Source organism: Actinomadura syzygii (assembly GCF_008085905.1).
Lineage (GTDB): Bacteria > Actinomycetota > Actinomycetes > Streptosporangiales > Streptosporangiaceae > Spirillospora > Spirillospora syzygii.
Genome location: NZ_VSFF01000010.1, coordinates 383,478 through 401,355 on the forward strand (window position 1 = coordinate 383,478; position 17,878 = coordinate 401,355).

At 69.7% G+C, this 17,878-nt stretch carries 20 protein-coding genes; 7 read left to right on the forward strand and 13 right to left on the reverse strand.

Features of this window, described 5'->3' with window-relative positions:
- Positions 1–86: 86 nt before the first annotated feature.
- Positions 87–1,286: a hypothetical protein gene (locus FXF65_RS27115; protein ID WP_148352841.1), complete on the forward strand. Its 1,200-nt coding sequence runs from the start codon at positions 87–89 to the stop codon at positions 1,284–1,286.
- Here the strand turns inward: FXF65_RS27115 and FXF65_RS27120 are convergent.
- The 3 genes from FXF65_RS27120 to FXF65_RS27130 form a co-directional block, all read right to left on the reverse strand.
- Positions 1,247–1,882, reverse strand: coding sequence for a hypothetical protein (locus tag FXF65_RS27120; protein WP_148352842.1), 636 nt, complete (start codon positions 1,880–1,882; stop codon positions 1,247–1,249). The genes FXF65_RS27115 and FXF65_RS27120 overlap by 40 nt on opposite strands.
- On the reverse strand, positions 1,883–2,401 hold the full coding sequence (locus FXF65_RS27125) for a PH domain-containing protein (RefSeq protein ID WP_342787551.1): 519 nt from the start codon (positions 2,399–2,401) through the stop codon (positions 1,883–1,885).
- Positions 2,402–2,711: 310 nt separating this feature from the next.
- Positions 2,712–4,145 (reverse strand): gamma-aminobutyraldehyde dehydrogenase, encoded by a 1,434-nt coding sequence (locus FXF65_RS27130; RefSeq protein ID WP_148352843.1) that lies wholly within the window; start codon positions 4,143–4,145, stop codon positions 2,712–2,714.
- Between the two features lie 167 nt (positions 4,146–4,312).
- On the opposite strand from FXF65_RS27130, the gene FXF65_RS27135 reads away from it, so the two are divergent.
- Together FXF65_RS27135 and FXF65_RS27140 are read left to right on the forward strand one after the other, a co-directional pair.
- Entirely contained in the window at positions 4,313–4,774 is a 462-nt protein-coding gene (locus tag FXF65_RS27135) for an Lrp/AsnC family transcriptional regulator (protein ID WP_148352844.1), read from the forward strand.
- Between the two features lie 95 nt (positions 4,775–4,869).
- Positions 4,870–5,121, forward strand: coding sequence for a type II toxin -antitoxin system TacA 1-like antitoxin (locus FXF65_RS27140; RefSeq protein WP_148352845.1), 252 nt, complete (start codon positions 4,870–4,872; stop codon positions 5,119–5,121).
- 6 nt (positions 5,122–5,127) lie between these two features.
- Here FXF65_RS27140 and FXF65_RS27145 read toward each other — a convergent pair whose 3' ends face one another.
- Complete coding sequence (locus tag FXF65_RS27145) at positions 5,128–5,559, reverse strand: HIT family protein (RefSeq protein ID WP_148352846.1); 432 nt, start codon at positions 5,557–5,559, stop codon at positions 5,128–5,130.
- A gap of 254 nt (positions 5,560–5,813) precedes the next feature.
- Between FXF65_RS27145 and FXF65_RS27150 the strand changes: the two genes are divergently transcribed.
- Together FXF65_RS27150 and FXF65_RS27155 are read left to right on the forward strand one after the other, a co-directional pair.
- The gene (locus tag FXF65_RS27150; RefSeq protein ID WP_246199129.1) at positions 5,814–6,551 is read left to right on the forward strand and encodes an ABC transporter ATP-binding protein; all 738 of its coding nucleotides are present in this window, start codon (positions 5,814–5,816) and stop codon (positions 6,549–6,551) included.
- 47 nt (positions 6,552–6,598) lie between these two features.
- The gene (locus tag FXF65_RS27155) at positions 6,599–7,237 is read left to right on the forward strand and encodes a hypothetical protein (RefSeq protein WP_148352847.1); all 639 of its coding nucleotides are present in this window, start codon (positions 6,599–6,601) and stop codon (positions 7,235–7,237) included.
- A gap of 136 nt (positions 7,238–7,373) precedes the next feature.
- Here the strand turns inward: FXF65_RS27155 and FXF65_RS27160 are convergent, their stop codons facing one another.
- From FXF65_RS27160 to rlmN, 3 genes are all read right to left on the reverse strand, one after another.
- Positions 7,374–8,201, reverse strand: coding sequence for a DUF1963 domain-containing protein (locus tag FXF65_RS27160; protein WP_148352848.1), 828 nt, complete (start codon positions 8,199–8,201; stop codon positions 7,374–7,376).
- A 63-nt stretch (positions 8,202–8,264) separates the two neighbouring features.
- Complete coding sequence (locus FXF65_RS27165) at positions 8,265–8,771, reverse strand: DivIVA domain-containing protein (RefSeq protein ID WP_148352849.1); 507 nt, start codon at positions 8,769–8,771, stop codon at positions 8,265–8,267.
- A gap of 64 nt (positions 8,772–8,835) precedes the next feature.
- Positions 8,836–9,981 (reverse strand): dual-specificity RNA methyltransferase RlmN, encoded by a 1,146-nt coding sequence (gene rlmN, locus FXF65_RS27170; RefSeq protein ID WP_148352850.1) that lies wholly within the window; start codon positions 9,979–9,981, stop codon positions 8,836–8,838.
- 114 nt (positions 9,982–10,095) lie between these two features.
- Between rlmN and FXF65_RS27175 the strand changes: the two genes are divergently transcribed.
- Positions 10,096–11,241 (forward strand): suppressor of fused domain protein, encoded by a 1,146-nt coding sequence (locus tag FXF65_RS27175; protein WP_148352851.1) that lies wholly within the window; start codon positions 10,096–10,098, stop codon positions 11,239–11,241.
- A 48-nt stretch (positions 11,242–11,289) separates the two neighbouring features.
- Here the strand turns inward: FXF65_RS27175 and FXF65_RS27180 are convergent, their stop codons facing one another.
- From FXF65_RS27180 to rpsB, 5 genes are all read right to left on the reverse strand, one after another.
- Positions 11,290–12,324 carry a phosphatidate cytidylyltransferase gene (locus tag FXF65_RS27180; RefSeq protein ID WP_246199130.1) on the reverse strand — a complete coding sequence of 345 codons (1,035 nt, stop codon included), beginning with the start codon at positions 12,322–12,324 and terminating at the stop codon, positions 11,290–11,292.
- Positions 12,324–12,881, reverse strand: a complete 558-nt coding sequence (frr, locus tag FXF65_RS27185; protein ID WP_148352852.1) for a ribosome recycling factor — start codon at positions 12,879–12,881, stop codon at positions 12,324–12,326. The genes FXF65_RS27180 and frr overlap by 1 nt, the downstream gene beginning before the upstream one ends.
- 102 nt (positions 12,882–12,983) lie before the next feature.
- Positions 12,984–13,682, reverse strand: a complete 699-nt coding sequence (pyrH, locus tag FXF65_RS27190; protein WP_246199154.1) for a UMP kinase — start codon at positions 13,680–13,682, stop codon at positions 12,984–12,986.
- Positions 13,683–13,829: 147 nt separating this feature from the next.
- A complete protein-coding gene (tsf, locus tag FXF65_RS27195; RefSeq protein WP_148352854.1) occupies positions 13,830–14,666 on the reverse strand; it encodes a translation elongation factor Ts in 837 nt (278 codons plus the stop codon).
- Positions 14,667–14,754: 88 nt separating this feature from the next.
- The gene (gene rpsB / locus FXF65_RS27200; protein WP_148352855.1) at positions 14,755–15,765 is read right to left on the reverse strand and encodes a 30S ribosomal protein S2; all 1,011 of its coding nucleotides are present in this window, start codon (positions 15,763–15,765) and stop codon (positions 14,755–14,757) included.
- Between the two features lie 388 nt (positions 15,766–16,153).
- On the opposite strand from rpsB, the gene FXF65_RS27205 reads away from it, so the two are divergent.
- On the forward strand, positions 16,154–16,846 hold the full coding sequence (locus FXF65_RS27205) for a M23 family metallopeptidase (protein WP_148352856.1): 693 nt from the start codon (positions 16,154–16,156) through the stop codon (positions 16,844–16,846).
- A 70-nt stretch (positions 16,847–16,916) separates the two neighbouring features.
- Here FXF65_RS27205 and FXF65_RS27210 read toward each other — a convergent pair whose 3' ends face one another.
- The gene (locus tag FXF65_RS27210; protein ID WP_246199131.1) at positions 16,917–17,828 is read right to left on the reverse strand and encodes a tyrosine recombinase XerC; all 912 of its coding nucleotides are present in this window, start codon (positions 17,826–17,828) and stop codon (positions 16,917–16,919) included.
- Positions 17,829–17,878 lie beyond the last annotated feature (50 nt).

Sequence of the window (17,878 nt, forward strand, 5' to 3'; positions counted from 1 at the left end):
GTAAGTGCCGGTCGGCGCGCGTGATCGTAAGTTATGGTCGCGTTCAAAACCCGTTCCGGTAACCACCGTCACGTCCGAGGAGTGCCATGACGACGGTCATCCTGGTGGTGATGTGCGTCGTCGTCGGGGCGCTCGAACTCTACGCGGGAAAGCAGAGCCGGGATCAGGCGAACGCTTTCACGCGGCGAATCGACGCACTGAACGAGCAGGTCACGAAGCAGAACAACGTCCTCGTCACGGTCGGGGAACAGCTCACCGCCGAGCTCGGCCGGGTGAAGCAGGACGTCCTCCCCGCGCTCGACACCCGGCTCCGGCAGAACACCGGTCAGGTGGAGGAACTGGCGGGGCTCGTCCACCAGGCGGACGACTTCCTGCGCACGCAGGCCGGGCGGCTCCGCGACCTGGAGCAGCAGCGGATCACGCTCGCCGCCCTCCGCCGCAAGCTCACCGAGGTGGAGACGTCGGTGCGGGCCGTCACCCGCGCGGGCTCGGACGAGGTCGAGGGCAAGGTCGACACCGCGCTCGACCGGCTCGCCGAGCTGGAGCGCGGCGGCACCGAGATCCTGGAGCTGCAGCGCACCCTGACCCGCACCCTGGAGGACGTCGAGGACGTCGTCGCCGAACTCCTCCAGTACACCGAGGGCGAGCTGGACGACACCGTCACCGCCGCGCTGACCGGCCGCCCCCACTCGGACGGCGAGTCGGTGACCGCGACCGGGCGGCTGTGGACGCGCGACGAGCAGCTCGACGACATCCTCGGCGAGATGTACGAGCGGTGCGTGCGGGCGAGCAGGCTGAACGTCCGGTTCCGCACGGCGGAGGGCCCGAACGGCTCCGCGCCGGGCGCGCCGGAGCGCCGCCGCTACTTCCTCGGCGGGCAGGCCGCCGACGACCTCGCGGGCGCGTTCAGCGCGCTGCTCATCTCGACCGGCGCCGACCTGCCGCACAACGGGAGCGCGAGCGGCGGGAACGCGCGGCGCGGACTCGCGCGGGTGGAGCCGGGCGTCCCGGCGGGCGTGGAGCCGTCCCGGCCGCCGGAGGACGAGGCCGCTTTGAAGGCGCTGCTGCGGACGCTGTCCGAGTGCTCGGGCGCGGTGGCGCAGATCGGGCCGCTGATGGCCGTCCGGACGCGGGACGAGCTGCTGTGCGCCGTGCTGACCGCCGCGCAGTCGCTGGAGCTGGAGAGCGACGAGGTGTTCTGGGACCCGGCCGCCGCGACCGTCCGGCTGCGGCGGCTCCCGTCACATCAGCTGTGGGACCTCACCGGCTGGGCCGCCGCCCCGTAGGCGCGCACCGTCCGCTGGGACGGGCTCCCCATCCGCACGTACAGCGGGCACGTCAGCGCGCGGGTGACCGGGTCGACCTCGGCGCACAGCCCGATCCCGGCGGCGCGGTCGAGGAACACGGCGTTCTCCACCGCTCGCGCCCCGCGGACCGCGTACGGGACCGAGTCGGGGTCGCCGGGTTCGAACAGCTCCTCGAACGTCAGCCGCCGCGCGAACCGCATCAGCGTGTCGGCGTCGACGACGCGGCTCCCGATCGCGGCGGCCGGGCCCGCGACGACGATGCCGAAGCTCGGGTTCTCCTGGCCGCGGACGTAGATCTCCCGGTCGGGCTCCAGGCCCTTGCGGCGGTCGGGGATCTGGACGCCGAACCCGGCGTCGCCGTTCAGGTAGGCGGGCGGGCCGAAGCCCGGGGACGGCGTCCCGTCCCGGACGCGGAGCGCGCCCGCGGGCATCTCCCAGCCCGGCAGGTACACGCCGAGGCCGCGAAGCAGGAGCCGCCAGACTGGGCGGCCCGTGACGTCGTGCGCGAACTCGCCTTCCGGCCCGCGCGCCCCACCCTGCCCGGCGGGGCGGCCGCCGTTGCCGTCCGCGTCCATCTAGTCGGGGGACTCGTCGATGGTGCCGAAGATGACCGATGAGACCTCGAGGTAGAGCTGCTCCGGGTACGGCATGAAGCCGACGTTGCGGAGCGCCTGCTTCTGCCCGGCGGATTCCATCACGAATTCCCCGTACCCCATAATCCGGCCGCCGACGGAGCGGTTCAGCGCGATATCCGTCACTTTCGCGACGGGCATCATCGCGACCGTCCGGTTGAGCACGCCCATGACCACCATGACGCGATGCTCGGTGACCAGGAAGAACTCGATCGACCAGGCGATGACCTTCCAGACCAGGTATGCGATGGTGACCAGCCACACCCACCAGATCCAGATGATGCCGCTGACCGCGCTGACCGCGCCGCAGGCGACGAGCCCGGCGACGACGATCCCGACCGGCAGCAGCAGGACGGCGGGGTGGCGACGGACGGCGATGACACGTCCCTCGTGGGACATCAGGTACTTGTCGACGGTGCGCGACGAACTGTCGTGTTGCACCATCATGTCCTGCAGGTTCACGGCGGCGTCCTCGTCATGATCCGGGTGGTTCAACGGTAGCCGACCCGACCCTGCCGATGCAGTGATCAACCAGTTGCCTCCCCATAACGTCCGCCGCCCATTCGGCTGCGCGTCGAATCAGGGTGCGCCGACGCCGAGTCCGGAGGCGGCCCGCCGCGCAGGCGAGCGTGCGATCGCGGGCCGTCCCGAAGAACGCGCAGAAACGACTGCACGTGTCGACCGCGCCCTTCGTGGCTGAACCTCGTGCTCGCCGGAACAACCTGGGCACGACTCGAAGACCGTCCACTGGGCCTGGGGGTCGGGAGGTGGGTCAGCCGCCGATGTAGTGCATGACGTGCTTGACGCGGGTGTAGTCCTCGATTCCGTACATCGACATGTCCTTGCCGTAGCCGGAGTGCTTGAAGCCGCCGTGCGGCATCTCCGACACCATCGGGATGTGGGTGTTGACCCACACCGCGCCGAAGTCCAGGGCCTTGGTCATGCGCATGGCGCGGCCGTGGTTCTGCGTCCAGACGCTGGCGGCCAGGCCGTACTTGACACCGTTCGCCCACTCGACGGCTTGCGCTTCGTCCGTGAAGCTCTGGACGGTGATGACCGGGCCGAACACCTCGTCCTGGATCATCTCGTCGTCCTGGCGGAGGCCGCCGACGACGGTCGGCGCGAAGAAGTACCCGCGGTCGCCGACGCGCTCGCCCCCGGCCAGGACGCGCGCGTGCCCCGGGACGCGGTCGATGAACCCCTGCACGCGGTCGAGCTGGTTGGCGTTGTTGACCGGGCCGTAGTAGGCGTCCGTGTCGCTGGGCGGGCCGACCGTCGTCCCCTTGGCGGCCTCGGTGAGGGCTTCGGTGAAGTCGTCGTGCAGCCGGTCGGCGACGAGGACGCGCGTGGCGGCCGTGCAGTCCTGGCCCGCGTTGAAGTACCCGGCCTCGGCGATGCCCGCCGCGGCGGACGCGACGTCCGCGTCGTCGAACACGACCACCGGCGCCTTGCCGCCGAGCTCCAGGTGCACCCGCTTGAGGTCCTTGGCGGCCGACGCGGCGACCTCCATCCCCGCCCGGACGCTCCCGGTGATCGACACCATCTGCGGCGTCGGGTGCTCGACCAGAGCGCGTCCCGCGTCCCGGTCGCCGCAGATGACGTTGAACACGCCGGGCGGCAGGAACTCGGCCGCGATCTCCGCGAGCAGCAGCGTGCTCGCCGGGGTCGTCTCGGACGGCTTGAGCACGACCGTGTTGCCCGTCGCCAGCGCGGGCCCGATCTTCCAGACCGCCATCATCATGGGGTAGTTCCAGGGCGTCACCTGGGCGCACACCCCGATCGGCTCCCGCCTGATGGAGGACGTGTGGTCCGCCATGTACTCGGCGGTCGCCTTGCCTTCCAGGACCCGCGACGCGCCCGCGAAGAACCGGAGGTTGTCCACCATGGGGGGCACTTCCTCGTCCATGGTCAACTGGAGCGGCTTGCCCGTGTCGCGGCTCTCCGCGGAGACGAGGTCCCCGGCGCGTCTCTCGACGGCGTCGGCGAACCGCAGCATCGCGAGGCTCCGCTCGCCCGGCGTCGCGTCCCGCCAGGCGGGGAACGCCTCGGCGGCCGCGCGGAAGGCGGCGTCGACGTCGCCGGGGCCGGACGCGGGGGCCTCCGCGTACGCCTCGCCGGTGCTCGGGTCGATCACCTCCATCGTTCGGCCGTCCTTGGCGTCGATGTACTCGCCGCCGATAAAGTTACGCAGCCGCTCGCCGCTCATCCTCAGGTCCCTCCTGGGCTCCGTCGCCCGTTGTGTCCTGTTGGCCCGACCCTTACAGAGGCTTCCTCCCAATACAAGTGATTCCGTGGCAATGGTCAGCTTTCATGACTGATTCACTTGACTTGGATGCCCCATACCCTCGATGCCGCAAATTCGGGAGACCACCGATGGAACGCGCAGCCCGCGTCCAGCTCGACGACACCGCCAAGCAGATCATCGAGCAGCTCCAGCAGGACGGCCGCCGCTCCTACGCCGCCATCGGCAAGGCCGTCGGACTCTCCGAGGCCGCCGTCCGGCAGCGCGTGCAGAAGCTCCTCGACACCGGAGTCATGCAGATCGTCGGCGTCACCGACCCGCTCATGCTCGGGTTCCACCGGCAGATGATGATCGGCGTGAAATGCGAGGGCGACCTGGAGAAGGCCGCCGACCAACTCGCGGACATCGACGAGATCGACTACGTCGTCATCACCGCGGGATCATTCGACATCCTCCTCGAACTCGTCTGCGAGGACGACGAGCGCCTCCTCGAACTCCTCGCCCGTATCCGGACCGTGCCCGGCGTCGTCTCCACGGAGAGCTTCGTCTATTTGAAATTGCGCAAACAGACATACTCATGGGGTACTCGCTGACTCCTACCAGCGGTGCGCAATTCTCGTCCTCAGTGGGGATGTCCAGTCCACACCTCGCGGCGTACGTTGAGATGCCGCAAGGAAGGAGACCGGCCATGTCTGAGTCGGTTCGCCAGGACCTTCCCGCCGCCCACGCCGACCTCGCCCTCCGGCCGTCCGCGGAGCAGCTTCTCGTGATCCGCAGGGCCGCGGAGCTGATCGGCTGGACGGTCACCGACTACGTCCTCTCCACGGCCCTGGACCGGGCCGAACGCGACCTGTACGAGGCGGCGGCCCAAGACGCCCACCTCTCCGCCGACACGGACCCCTCGGGCCCATTCACGGCCGTCCTACTCGCCCTGACCTGACCCGCCCTACCCGCCGTCCACACCGAGCGCCTCGCCTAGGCGCCCGGCGTACTCGGCCGCCTCACCGTCCGACTCGTACTTCTGCCGCGGCCAGAAGAACCCGCGCAGCCCGTCCTTCCGGTTGCGCGGCACCACATGCACATGCAGATGCGGGACGCTCTGACTCACCCGATTGTTCATCGCCACGAACGACCCGGCCGCCCCGAGCACCGACTCCATCGCCCCCGCGAGCAGCTGCGCATACCCGAAGAACGGACCGAGCAGCTCCGCGGGCAGATCGGTGAGCGTCTCGTAATGCACCCGCGGCACCAGCAAGGCGTGCCCCTTGAACAAGGGCCGCGAATCAAGAAACGCCACCGCCTCCGGCCGCTCCATCACAACATGCGCACTCCTCTCCCCCTTGACGATCTCGCAGAACAAACACCCCTGATCACCCATCCAAACCTCCACCCCCAACCCAACTAAAACTCGCCACAACCCTCAACCAGCCCCACCAACAACCACCACCCCAACCAACCCCCACCAGGCGACACACCCCACACACAGACGCACCGCAGGGGCGCACCGCACGGGCAGCGCACGCACGAGCAGAGGCACGGGATGGCACGGAAGCCGCGCGCCAGCCCGGCGCACGGGCGCGGCACCGGGGGTGGGCGGTCGGGTGGGGTCGCTGGTTAACGGTGGGCTTACTTGTGGAGAGCTACGGTTCGGGTTTCATGCGGTTGGAAGGTGTCGCGTTTCGATATCGCCGGAAGGATCCCTGGGTATTCAGGGACGTGACGCTGTCGTTCCCTCCCGGCGGCGTGACAGAGGTGACCGGGCGCAATGGCGCCGGGAAGTCGACTCTGCTCCGGGTGATCGCCGGTTTGCGCACCCCGGGTAAGGGTGTCGTCAGCGACCGGCCCAAGCGCGTGGGATATGCGCCCGAACGCTTTCCGGTGAACCAGCCGTTCACCGTCCGGAGCTACCTCGACCACATGGCCGCGATACGCCGAGTCCCGGCAGAATCCGTTGGGACATGGGTGGAGCGGCTGGGCCTTGATCACCTCCTCGGCGTGCGGCTACCCGAGCTGTCGAAGGGCAGCGCGCAGAAGGTCGGCCTCGCACAAGCCCTCCTGGACGACCCGGGACTGCTCATCCTGGACGAGCCGTTCGCCGGTCTGGACGCGGCCACCCGCGACCTCCTGCCCGCCCTGATCTCCGAGATCGCGACGGGCGGCACCACGGTGGTCGTCAGCGACCACCAGCGCTGCATCGAGGCTCTTCCGGAGATCGACCAGCTCCGCGTGGCCGACGGAAAGGTGACTTCCTTCTCGTCCGTCAAGACGGATTGGACCGTCCTGGAAGTCGAAGTCCCAGCCGATCAGGCCGACACCGTGGAGACCAAGCTGCGCGCGGACGGCTACCGAGTGCGAAGGCCAGGGCAGTGACGGCGCTTGTCAGATTCCAGGTGGCGGGCTATGTCCGTTCCCTTCGGGTGCTGCATCCGTTGATCGTCGTAGCGCTCGTCGTGGTGCTCGTCCTCATCCAGGGGCCCGCCGGACCGAACGCCTCCGATCTCGCAATCGGCACCTTCGGGGACGTGGCGGCGTTCATGTTCCCCGTGTGGGCCTGGGCGGCCCGCGCCCTCCTCGACACCCAGCCGGACGAGCAGCGCGCGCTGACCGCCCTCGCCGCCCGCCGTCCCTCAACCCCGACAGTGGCGGGACTGCTTTCGGCCTACGGCGTGAACCTCTCCCTAGGGGCTGTCGCATTGGTCATCCCTCTCTTCCAGGCGATCCAAGTTGAGTCGCCCGGATCGGCGATCCTCGCGGGTTGTGCGCTCAACCTCCTCGTCGCCATTCCCGGCACGCTCATCGGCGCATGGACGAGCCGAGCCCTGATCCCCGACCCCGGCGTTTCCCTGCTGGCCCTCCTCAGCGCGCTCACCGCCACGATCCTTCTGGGCCTCGGACGTCTCTCCTGGCTCTCCGTCCCGCTGATCGGTTGGCTCCGCGCCGCCCACGACGGGGCCAAGGACTTCACCTCGCGTTTCCCAGAGATCGCTCTGCACCTGGGCATCTGGTCCGCGCTGGTAGGAGCCGCCTACATCACCGCAGCCCGCCGCCGTTCCTGACCTCCCAGCACCCCTAGCACCAGTTCCGCAGGGCCGCCGGGCAACAGGGCCCTCGCGAGAGGCCCGTCGCGTAACAGACCCGTCGCCGCATAACAGGGCCCTCGGGAACAGCCCCTTCGGGCAACCGGGCCGTGCTTCACGTGGCCTGGAGGCTCAGCCAGGACTCCTCCAAGGGGACGTTGGGACGGGCGCTGAAGTAGACGCGGCCCGGGTCGCCCCAGTACCAGCCCAGGCGTTGGTCGGAGTCGAGTTGGAGCAGCAGACGCCAGTCGTCCACGGCGCCTTCCTCATCGGGTGACAGAGGCGGAGGTTGGGGCGAGTCCAGCGCACGCCCCGTGGAGGCGTACAGGCAGTCCGGGCCGAGCGGGCGCTGGACGAGCGTCGGCCAGCCGCCTAACTGATGTGCGGGCATGCCGTCCGGCCAGGCGTACTGGGACCACGCGGCATGCAACTGCTCGTAGACCGGCAGGAAACCCCGGCACGCGGCCTCCAGGCGCCGCATGGGCAACTCCTGCGGTGAGGGCAGCGACAGGAACGGGGCGGCATACAGGTGCGTCCTGCGGAAGGTCAGTGCGTCAGAGGGCGGCGTGGCGGGCCTGAGGTCCCCGCTCAGGACGCGCCAACCGTCGCGCTGCGCCGCCTCGTCGCCCCAGGGACGGGGCGTAGCGGTCGCGTAGTAGAACGCGGCCCGGCCGGACGTCGGAAGACCCCGGATGTCACCGAACCCGGCGAGTTCGGCGAAGTCGATCGCACCGAGGAAGTCGAGCGGACGGCCGTTCCAGCGTGGCCAGGGCACACCATGCGGGAGGAGCGGGGCGCCGCCGAGGTGGACGGGTGCCCCGCCGCCCGCGCCCAGCCTCAGCGCGGGCCTGATCAGCGGGACCAGAGCGGCCGTGAACTCGGGGAGCAGGAAGGCCGCGAGGAGGGAGCGGAGCCGCCGGAACTGTGCCGCGAAATCATCCATGCACGTAGCGTGACGCGGCCCGCGCCGCCCGCACACCCTCCGCCGAAATTGTGGATAACTTCGTCAGCGCCCTTCGAGGGCGCTCGCGAGCTGTACCAGGAAGCGGTCCACTTCCTGCTCGTCGTAGCCGGGTCCGAGGCGGACGACGCGGAACGCGCTCTCCCGGATGTCGCGGGCGCTGACCGGCGGGGCGGCGCCGCGCAGCCCGGCGATCACGCGGTCCAGGAATGCGTCGACGTCCCGGACGTCGTAGCCGGAGCGCATGCCGGCGCCCGAGAACCGGGCGTTCTGGATCCAGTTGATCAGCCAGCTCGGGTTGGCGCGCGGGCGGGCGGGACGGTCTGCGATCGGCCCCCTGGCCTCAAGCTCCCTGATGCACTCGCGCACCAGTTCGTCCACGGCGCGGGGCTCGTAGCCGCGCAGGACGACGTCGAACCGCGTCACCCGAATCTCGTCCGCGTCCATGGGCGGACCGCCGTTCAACGCCTGCGAGATCCGTTTCAGCAGGCCGTCCACCTGGTCCCGGTCGTACCCCCGCAGGACCACGGGCAGCCGCGCACTGGGTCGCACCGCGCACCGCTCCTCAGCCGTATCCCCGGCGCCCGCGGGACGGCAGGGACACGCCCGCGCGCGCTCAGTCCTTCGTCGCCGCGGCCAACTGGCCGCAGGCCCCGTCGATCTCCCTGCCCCGAGTGTCGCGCACCGTGACCGGGACCCCGTGGGCCTCCAGGCGGCGGACGAACTCGCGCTCGTCCGACGGCCTTGAAGCGGTCCACTTGGAACCCGGCGTCGGATTCAACGGAATCAGGTTGACGTGTACGAGATTCCCGCGCAAGAGCCTTCCGAGAAGATCGGCCCGCCATGCCTGATCGTTGACGTCCTTGATGAGGGCGTATTCGATCGAGACACGGCGTCCGCTACGGTCCGCGTAGGCCCAGGCCGCGTCCAGTACCTCAGAGACCTTCCACCGGTTGTTGATGGGGACGAGTTCGTCGCGCAGTTCGTCATCGGGCGCGTGCAGGGACACTGCCAGCCGTACGGACATGTCCTCTGCGGCGAGCTTTTCGATAGCCGGGACGAGCCCGACCGTAGAAACAGTCACCGCGCGCTGAGAGATACCCAACCCGGCCGGTGCAGGGTCAGTGATGCGCCGTACCGCGCCTAGCACCGCCTTGTAGTTGGCGAGCGGCTCGCCCATGCCCATGAAGACGACGTTGGAGACACGACCCGTTCCGCCAGGGATACGGCCACGAGCCAGAGCGCGCGCGCCCGCGGTGACCTGTTCCACTATCTCCGCCGTGGAAAGGTTGCGAGTGAGCCCAGCCTGACCGGTCGCGCAGAAGGGGCAGTTCATGCCGCACCCCGCCTGGGATGAGACGCACATCGTCGCCCTGTCCGGATACCGCATCAGCACCGACTCGAACAGGACGCCGTCGAACGCCTTCCAGACCGACTTGAGGGTCGTCCCACCGTCACACGTCAATTCCCGTACCGGCGTCAGCAGCGAGGGCAGCAACTCGGACACGAGACGTTCACGGACGGCTGCGGGAAGGTCCGTCATCTGAGCCGGATCGTCCACGAGACGCGCGAAATAGTGCCGGGACAGCTGATCGGCCCGGAACGGCTTCTCACCCAGCTCGGTCACCGCATCGCGGCGTTCCGCCGCGGTGAGGTCGGCGAGATGCCTCGGCGGCTTGCCGCGCCTGGGCGCGGCGAACACGAGCTTCGCCGGGGTCTTCTTCGGCGCGGGGTCTGCGGGGGCGGATCGGGTGGCAGCCATGGTCCCTCCAGTGTGGCAAACACATGGGTGTGCGTCGTCCGCCTGCGGACACGCCTCCTCGCCCGCGACACGACATCGCTGCAGATGACCTTGTCTGCGACTAAGGTCTCGATCATGTCGGTATTGCGCAGGGGTGCGTCCCCGTCCCGGGGATCCACGGCCGCGGTCCTCCACACCGCGGCCAGCCCGTACGGCAGCCGGCGGCTCACCGTCGAGACCGACGGCGACGTTACGGCGGCCTTCCTGAAAGACGCGCGGGACTCGGTGGTCGGGGCGGTATGGGTCGCCAACCACCGCAAGGCGCCACCGGACCTGGACCAATTCCGTCTGGACGCGGGCCGCGCGCCCCTCATGCCGGAATCCCACGTACGCCACCCGGCGGGACGCAAGGAACTGGACGTCGAAGCCCTTGAGGTCGTGTGGTTCGTAGAGGGTGACGGCGTCGCCGTCCTGGAGGCGGGCGATCCGCTGTTCGTGATCCCCGGTTGGTCCGACATGGGGCGCGGTATCCCCGGATACGCCCGCGACGTCGTCCGGCAGAGCCCGTTCGCCTTCCCCCTGGAAGAAGAGATCGAGGATTTCGGACCACGCATCGACCGGGCCCGCGAGCACTGGAAGATGTGCCGCGCGGACGGTTCCTGGGCCGAGTTCCAGCAGTCTGTGCTCGGCCACCTTCTGCAGAGGCTCGGCCCAGGTGGCCACTACTGGCACGATGTCGGACGCCAACTGGGCGGCGGCCGTACGAACATGGCCCCGACCGTAGGGGTCTCGGAACGTCCGGCAAGAGGCGACCGGGAATTCACCGTACTCAGCACGGTCGGGATGTGCCGTCAACGAATGCCCACGGTCGAGCTGTACGAGGACGACGTCGCACCCTTTGGACGGATCGAACTCGCCGTGGCGAGCACCCTGCCCAGTCAACGCGCGGGCAGCATCTTCCCGTGGCTGGCCCAGTACCCATGGCGTTCGGTGACGTGGTTCGCCCCCGGGGACGTCGTCAAGTGGTACCACGAGGCACGCACGTTCCCCTTGCGGAACGGTGAGTCGGCCTGGGAAGGCGTCCTTCTCCTGGACGATCCGAGCCGTCTCCCTGGCCCCGACTTCCCTGACCTGACCGGATTGACGCAGAACGAGGACCCCGTCCGATGGCTGTGGCTCGTGCCCATCACCGGTGAGGAACACCGCTTCGCCAAGAGCGACGGCTCGGACGCGCTCGTCCGTCGCCTCGCCCAGCAGGGCCGTTCCTGGGTCGTCTCCTGACGCGCACGCCCTAGCCCCCGCCTAGGAGCCCTTCCAAGCGAAGCGGGCCTAGGCGGGGACGAACAACTCCAAGAGAAGCCACACGACGGGTGCGGTCGCGACCAGCGAGTCCAGGCGGTCCATGACCCCGCCGTGGCCGGGCAGGATCGTTCCCAGATCCTTGATGCCGAGATCCCGTTTGATCATCGACTCGACGAGGTCGCCCGCGGTCGCGGTCACCACGGCGGCGAGGCCGATCAGGACGCCCTGCCAGACGTGGCCGCCGTCCATCAGCCACCAGACCAGCCAGCCTCCGACGACCATGCAGGTGAGGGCCGAGCCCGTCACGCCTTCCCAGGTCTTCTTGGGGCTGATCGTGGGCGCCAGCTTGTGCTTCCCCAGGAACGATCCCGCGAAGTACCCGCCCGTGTCGCTGGCGACGGTGATGGCGATGAAGATGACGATCCGGTGGTCGCCGTCGTCCGGGCGGAGCAGGAGCGCCACGGTGCCGCCCATGAGGACCAGGTAACCGGCGACGAGCGCCCCCGCGGCGACGTCGCGCACGTACCCGTCGGCGCCTTCGGTCATCCTCGTCATCAACAACGCGAGCACCGTGAGGGACAACGCCGCCACCGTGGCGGTCGGCCCCCACACATAGGTCACGACAGGCGTGCCGACCATGCCCGTCGCGACCGGTATGAACGGGACGCGGATGTCGCGGCTCTTGAACGCCTCGGTCAGTTCCCGCATGCCGACGAACAGGAACACGACCATCACGGCCAGGAAGATCTCCTTGACCGTGTAGAGAGAGATCAGGACAAGGGCGCCGAGCCCGAGGCCGACAGTGATGGCGAGCGGGAGATTACGGCCCGCTTTGCCTTCGCGCTTGCCGCCAGGCGCCTCACCAGGAGACGTCTCGTCACCGGACGCCGCCTCGGGGGACGCCCCATTGTCGGAAGGGCCCGCATACGCATGCGCGCCCGTGGAGGGGGTGGGGCCGGAGGACGAGGTGTCCCCGGTGGACGTGTCCGGCGTCCGCCCGGCCATGTCGGCCTCCGGCTCATCCGGGGAGCGGGAGGGCTCCCCGGCGTCGTCGAGTCCCATCAAACTTCGAGCAGTTCTGCCTTCTTGTGCTCAAGGAGCTCGTCGATCTGCGCCACGTAGCGGTGCGTGGCGTCGTCGAGCTCCTTCTCCGCACGCCGGACGTCGTCCTCTCCCGCCTCGCCGTCCTTGGCGAGCTTGTCGAGCGTGTCCTTGGCACGGCGGCGGATGTTGCGGATGGAGACCCGGCTGTCCTCGGCCTTGTGGCCCGCGACCTTGATGAACTCCTTGCGCCGCTCCTCCGACAGCTCGGGGAAGACGACGCGGATGACGTTGCCGTCGTTGGTGGGGTTCACGCCCAGGTCGCTGTCGCGGATCGCCTTCTCCACGGCCTGCATGGACGACTTGTCGAAGACCTGGACGATGACCATCCGGGGCTCCGGCAGAGTGAACGACGCGAGCTGGTTGATCGGCGTCGGCGTCCCGTAGTACTCCGCGGTGATCTTGTTGAACATCGCGGGGGTGACCCGTCCGGTGCGGATGGCCTGGAAGTCCTCCTTGGCGACCGCGACCGCCTTCTCCATCTTCTCCTCTGCTTCGAGGAGGGTCTCGTCGATCACTGTGACTCCCGTGTCATCTGGTCGGCCTGGTCGGACGGTCCCGCACCGCGTCCGGCTCCGCGTCCGGAGCCGCGACGCGCGCTGCGGCTGGAGGGCTGCCGGTCAGCCCTCCTCCGGGCTGACCAGCGTGCCGATCTTCTCACCCCGGACGGCCCGGACGATGTTGCCCTGCCCCATGAGGTCGAAGACCACGATGGGGAGCGCGTTGTCCATGCAGAGGCTGATGGCCGTGGCGTCCATGACCTTCAGGCCCCGCTGTAGAACTTCACCGTAATCCAAACGGTCGAACTTGACCGCGTCAGGATTCTTTCGCGGATCGGCATCGTAGACACCGTCCACTTGGGTGGCCTTCAGGACGGCCTCCGCCCCGATCTCCAGCGCGCGCTGGGCGGCGGTGGTGTCGGTGGAGAAGAACGGCTGACCGAGACCCGCGCCGAAGATGACGACGCGCCCCTTCTCCAGGTGCCGGATGGCGCGCCGCGGAATGTACGGCTCGGCCACCTGGCTCATGGTGATCGCGGTCTGCACGCGGGTGTCGAGCCCGAGCTTCTCCAGGAAGTCCTGGAGGGCGAGGGAGTTGATGACGGTCCCGATCATGCCCATATAGTCGGCGCGGCCGCGGTCCATGCCGCGCTCGGCCATGACCGCCCCGCGGAACATGTTGCCGCCGCCGCAGACGACCGCGACCTGGACGCCGTCCCGCACGGCCTCGGAGATGGCCTCCGCCACATGCTGGACGACCTCCGGGTCGATCCCCAGCGGGTCGCGTCCGGCGAACGCCTCGCCGGACAGTTTCAGCAGGACCCGCTTCCATCCGGCACGCGGCGCGTGCTGCCCGGGTGCGGGCGACGAGGCCGCCGCCGCGCTAGTGGTCGTCTTGTCCGGCACGTCGGCGGCCTCCTCGTAGTCTCGCGCTGTCCTTCGGGTACCTCTGTCTCCAGAGTGCCCTTACGCCTGCCCGACCTTGAACCGGGCGAAGCGGACGACCTTGACCCCGGCCTCGTCCAGGACCTTCGCGATCGTCTTCTTGTTGTCCTTCACGAACGCCTGCTCCAGGAGGACGAAGTCGCGGAAGTAGGCGTTGACCCGGCCCTCGACGATCTTCGGGATGGCCTGCTCGGGCTTGCCCTCGTCCCGGGTGAGCTGCTCGGCGAGCGCCCGCTCCTTCTCGACCGCCTCGGCGGGGATCTCCTCGCGGGTGAGGTACTTGGGGGCCATCGCCGCGACCTGCTGGGCGACGTCCTTGGCGACCTCGGGGTTCTCCTTGTCCAGCTCGACCAGCACGCCGGTGGTCGGCGGCAGGGACGGGTCGGACTTGTGCAGGTAGCTGGCCACGTAGGCGCCCTGGAAGTGGGCGTAGCGGCGCAGTTCCAGCTTCTCGCCGATCTTGGCGCTGTTCTCCTCGATCAGGGCCTGGACGGTCTTGCCCGGCTCGATCTCGGCGCCCAGCAGGCCCGGCGCGTCGGCGGCGCCGCTGCCCGCGGCGAACTCGACGAGGCGGTTCGCCAGCTGGATGAACTGCTCGTTCTTGGCGACGAAGTCGGTCTCGCAGTTCAGCTCCAGGAGCGCCCCGTCGCCGGAGTTCGCGAAGTACTCGGCGACCAGGCCGTTGGCGGCGGTGCGCTCGGCGCGCTTGCCGACGTCCTTGGCGCCCTTGAGACGCAGCAGCTCGGTGGCCTTCTCGAAGTCGCCGTCCGCCTCGGTGAGGGCGTTCTTCACGGCCATCATTCCGGAGCCGGTCAGGTCGCGCAGCCGCTTGACGTCGGCGGCGGTGAAGTTAGCCATTGCTCTCTTCGCTTCTCTCGTCGTCGTTGGTCGTGGGACCCGCGACGGTCCCCGGCCCGTCCGCGCCGGACGGGCCGGGACCGCGGGATCAAGCCTGCTCGGCCTCGGCGGGCTTCGGCGCTTCCTCGGCCGGGGTCTCCTCAGCCTTGGCGTCCTCGGCCTTGGCCTCCTCAGCCGGCGCGTCCTCAGCCTTGGCCTCCTGCGCCGGAGCGTCCTCGGCGGGAGCGTCCTGGGCCGGGGCCTCCTCGGTGGTCGCGGCGGCCTCGGTGGCGGCGGCCTCCGCCGGGGCCTCGGCGCCCTCCTCGGACGGCTTCAGCAGGTCCCGCTCCCACTCGGGCAGCGGCTCGTCGGAGACCGCGGTGGCGGCGCCCTCGGCCGGCTTCTCGTCCGCGCCGGGCGCGGCGCCCGCGCGCGCGATGAGGCCGTCCGCGACGGAGTCGGCGACGACGCGGGTCAGCAGGCTGACGCTGCGGATGGCGTCGTCGTTGCCCGGGACCGGGTAGTCGACCTCGTCCGGGTCGCAGTTGGTGTCCAGGATCGCGACGACCGGGATACCGAGCTTCTTTGCCTCGTTGACCGCGATGTGCTCCTTCTTGGTGTCCACGATCCAGATGGCGCTCGGAACCTTCGCCATGTCGCGGATACCGCCGAGGGTGCGCTCCAGCTTGTCCTTCTCGCGGCGGAGCCCGAGGAGCTCCTTCTTGGTCATGCCCGAACCGGCCACGTCGTCGTAGTTGATCTCCTCCAGCTCCTTGAGCCGGGTGAGCCGCTTGTGGACGGTGGAGAAGTTCGTGAGCATGCCGCCCAGCCAGCGCTGGTTGACGTAGGGCATGCCGACCCGGGTCGCCTGCTCGGCGATGGACTCCTGGGCCTGCTTCTTCGTGCCGACGAACAGGATCGTCCCGCCGTGGGCGACCGTGGCCTTGACGAACTCGAAGGCGCGGTCGATGTAGGACAGGGACTGCTGGAGGTCGATGATGTAGATGCCGTTGCGCTCGGTGAGGATGAAGCGCTTCATCTTCGGGTTCCAGCGGCGGGTCTGGTGGCCGAAGTGGACGCCGCTCTCAAGGAGCTGCCGCATGGTGACGACGGGTGCCATTGCCCGTGTTCTCCTTCTCTGGCCCTGCCGGGCCGCATTTGGTTGTCTCCTGCGCCCGGGTGCCGTCCCACCGTCGCCGCGGCGACGGACCTGGGGACGGCGCCCCACCCATGTCAGCGGTGGCATGCGGGCGCGTGAAATCAGCCGCCGGGACATCCCCAGGCGGCTGTGACCCGTTTCCGGGTCTGTGACCTCGCCGCTCACCGCGGCTTCTCGTCTCTCCCCCCTGCGGACGGATCGTCGACGGCCTGGCCCTGGCCGGTGCCCTCTCGGACACTGCTACAGATTATCAGGGCGCGGGGGTGTCCGGGAATGAACGGCGGCCGAGGTTATCCACAGTTGACGGAGCCCCTGTCGGCGCGTCGGGCTGGGCGGCAGGCTGCGATGCATGACGTTATTGACATTGCTCCTCACCTGCACGATCGCCCTCGGGGCGCCCGGTCCGGCGGTGTGGCGATGGCCGCTCGGGCCGCCCGCGCCGCAGGTCGTCCGGGCCTTCGCGCCACCCGCCTCGCCGTGGGGGCCCGGCCACCGGGGCGTCGACCTGGCGGCGCGGCCAGGGCAGCCCGTCTACGCCGCCGGGGCGGGGCGCGTCTCCTACGCCCGGCGTCTGGCGGGACGGGGCGTGGTCGCGATCGATCACGGCGTGCTTCGGACCACGTATCTGCCGGTCCGCGCCAGTATCGGGGTGGGACGACAGGTGACGGCGGGTACGCGGATCGGGGTCCTGGAGAGCGGTGTGCCGCACTGCCGGGTGCCGTGCCTGCACTGGGGGCTGCTGCGGGGTTCGCTCTATCTGGATCCGCTGAGCCTGGTCCAGCGGCAGGTGCGCCTGCTGCCCTACTGGCCGAAGTCCACGGCGTCGCCTGCTCCCGCCCCGGAGCCGTCGCACCAGCCCGACCTGGTGCTGCGGGACGCCACCACGGCGACGGGCGGCGCGCTGACCGGGGTGTTGCTGACCCTCGCCCTGGCGTTCGTCTGGCGCCGTACCGGGCTCCGGTTCCGGCTGCACCGCAGGCACCGTCCGCCGCCGGGCGTGATCAACCTGTCCCGGGAACGCCGCCTCCGCCGCGCCCGCTGACCCGCCAACTGCCGTCCCGCCCCCCGGATGCGGGACGGCACGGCCTCGCCCGCATGCCGGTTGGGCGCGGTCAGTCGGGTTGGGCTCCGCGGGGGTGGGCCTGCCGATGGACGTGTTTGAGGCGTTCGGGCGCCACGTGGGTGTAGATCTGGGTCGTCTGCAATGAGGCGTGACCGAGGATCTCCTGGACGCTCCTCAGGTCCGCCCCGCCTTCGAGCAGATGGGTGGCGGCGCTGTGGCGCAGGCCATGTGGGCTCAGGTCGGGGACTTCCCCGACCTCGTTGATCCGGTCGTGGACGATCCGGCGCGCGCTGGTCGGGTGCAGGCGTCCGCCGCGCACGCCCAGGAACAGGGCGGGGCCACTGCCTTCGGTCGAGAGGGCGGGGCGTCCGGCCCGAAGCCAGTCCTGGACGGCGCGGACGGCCGGTTCTCCCACCGGGACGGTCCGCTCACGTCCGCCCTTGCCCAGGACTCGGACCGTGCGTCGGCCGGTGTCCAGGTCGTCGATGTCCAGACCGCACAGTTCGCTGACCCGAACGCCCGTTCCGTAAAGCAGTTCCAGGACGGCCAGATCACGGAGTCCGAGAGGTCCCTGGGCGTCCATCGTGTCGAGGAGACGCGCCGCCTCTTCCTGGGTGAGTGCGATGGGCAGGTCCCGTTGCCGCTTGGGAGTGCCGAGCAGTAGCCCTGGATCGTCGTCGAGCAGACCTCGCCGGTGCAGGTGGCGGGTGAAGGCGCGGACGGCCGCCGTCCTGCGGGCCAGGGTGGCGCGCGAGCGGCCGAGCGCGTGCTGGCGGGCGAGCCAGGCGCGCAGGAGCGAGACGTCCAACTCCCCCGGTTCCGTCACGCCGGTGTCAGCGGCATAGCCGACCAGGTCGTTCAGATCGCCGAGGTAGGCGCGCAGCGTGTGCGGTGAGACGTCGCGCTCCGCGCGCAGATGGCGCCCGAAGTCGGAGACGGCTTCCTCCAGCGCAAGGGTCACAGGCGTCACGCTGCGCCAGACACCCGGCCGAAGCAAGGACCCGCCGCCGT

What these genes read in the sequence shown, in the direction of transcription:
- FXF65_RS27175 (WP_148352851.1), top strand. Translation starts at nt 10,096, where the DNA reads ATGTCGGTATTGCGCAGGGGTGCGTCCCCGTCCCGGGGATCCACGGCC.
- tsf (WP_148352854.1), bottom strand. Translation starts at nt 14,666, where the DNA reads ATGGCTAACTTCACCGCCGCCGACGTCAAGCGGCTGCGCGACCTGACC.
- FXF65_RS27120 (WP_148352842.1), bottom strand. Translation starts at nt 1,882, where the DNA reads ATGGACGCGGACGGCAACGGCGGCCGCCCCGCCGGGCAGGGTGGGGCG.
- FXF65_RS27135 (WP_148352844.1), top strand. Translation starts at nt 4,313, where the DNA reads ATGGAACGCGCAGCCCGCGTCCAGCTCGACGACACCGCCAAGCAGATC.
- FXF65_RS27115 (WP_148352841.1), top strand. Translation starts at nt 87, where the DNA reads ATGACGACGGTCATCCTGGTGGTGATGTGCGTCGTCGTCGGGGCGCTC.
- FXF65_RS27160 (WP_148352848.1), bottom strand. Translation starts at nt 8,201, where the DNA reads ATGGATGATTTCGCGGCACAGTTCCGGCGGCTCCGCTCCCTCCTCGCG.
- FXF65_RS27180 (WP_246199130.1), bottom strand. Translation starts at nt 12,324, where the DNA reads ATGGGACTCGACGACGCCGGGGAGCCCTCCCGCTCCCCGGATGAGCCG.
- rlmN (WP_148352850.1), bottom strand. Translation starts at nt 9,981, where the DNA reads ATGGCTGCCACCCGATCCGCCCCCGCAGACCCCGCGCCGAAGAAGACC.
- FXF65_RS27140 (WP_148352845.1), top strand. Translation starts at nt 4,870, where the DNA reads ATGTCTGAGTCGGTTCGCCAGGACCTTCCCGCCGCCCACGCCGACCTC.
- FXF65_RS27130 (WP_148352843.1), bottom strand. Translation starts at nt 4,145, where the DNA reads ATGAGCGGCGAGCGGCTGCGTAACTTTATCGGCGGCGAGTACATCGAC.
- FXF65_RS27145 (WP_148352846.1), bottom strand. Translation starts at nt 5,559, where the DNA reads ATGGGTGATCAGGGGTGTTTGTTCTGCGAGATCGTCAAGGGGGAGAGG.
- rpsB (WP_148352855.1), bottom strand. Translation starts at nt 15,765, where the DNA reads ATGGCACCCGTCGTCACCATGCGGCAGCTCCTTGAGAGCGGCGTCCAC.
- FXF65_RS27205 (WP_148352856.1), top strand. Translation starts at nt 16,154, where the DNA reads ATGACGTTATTGACATTGCTCCTCACCTGCACGATCGCCCTCGGGGCG.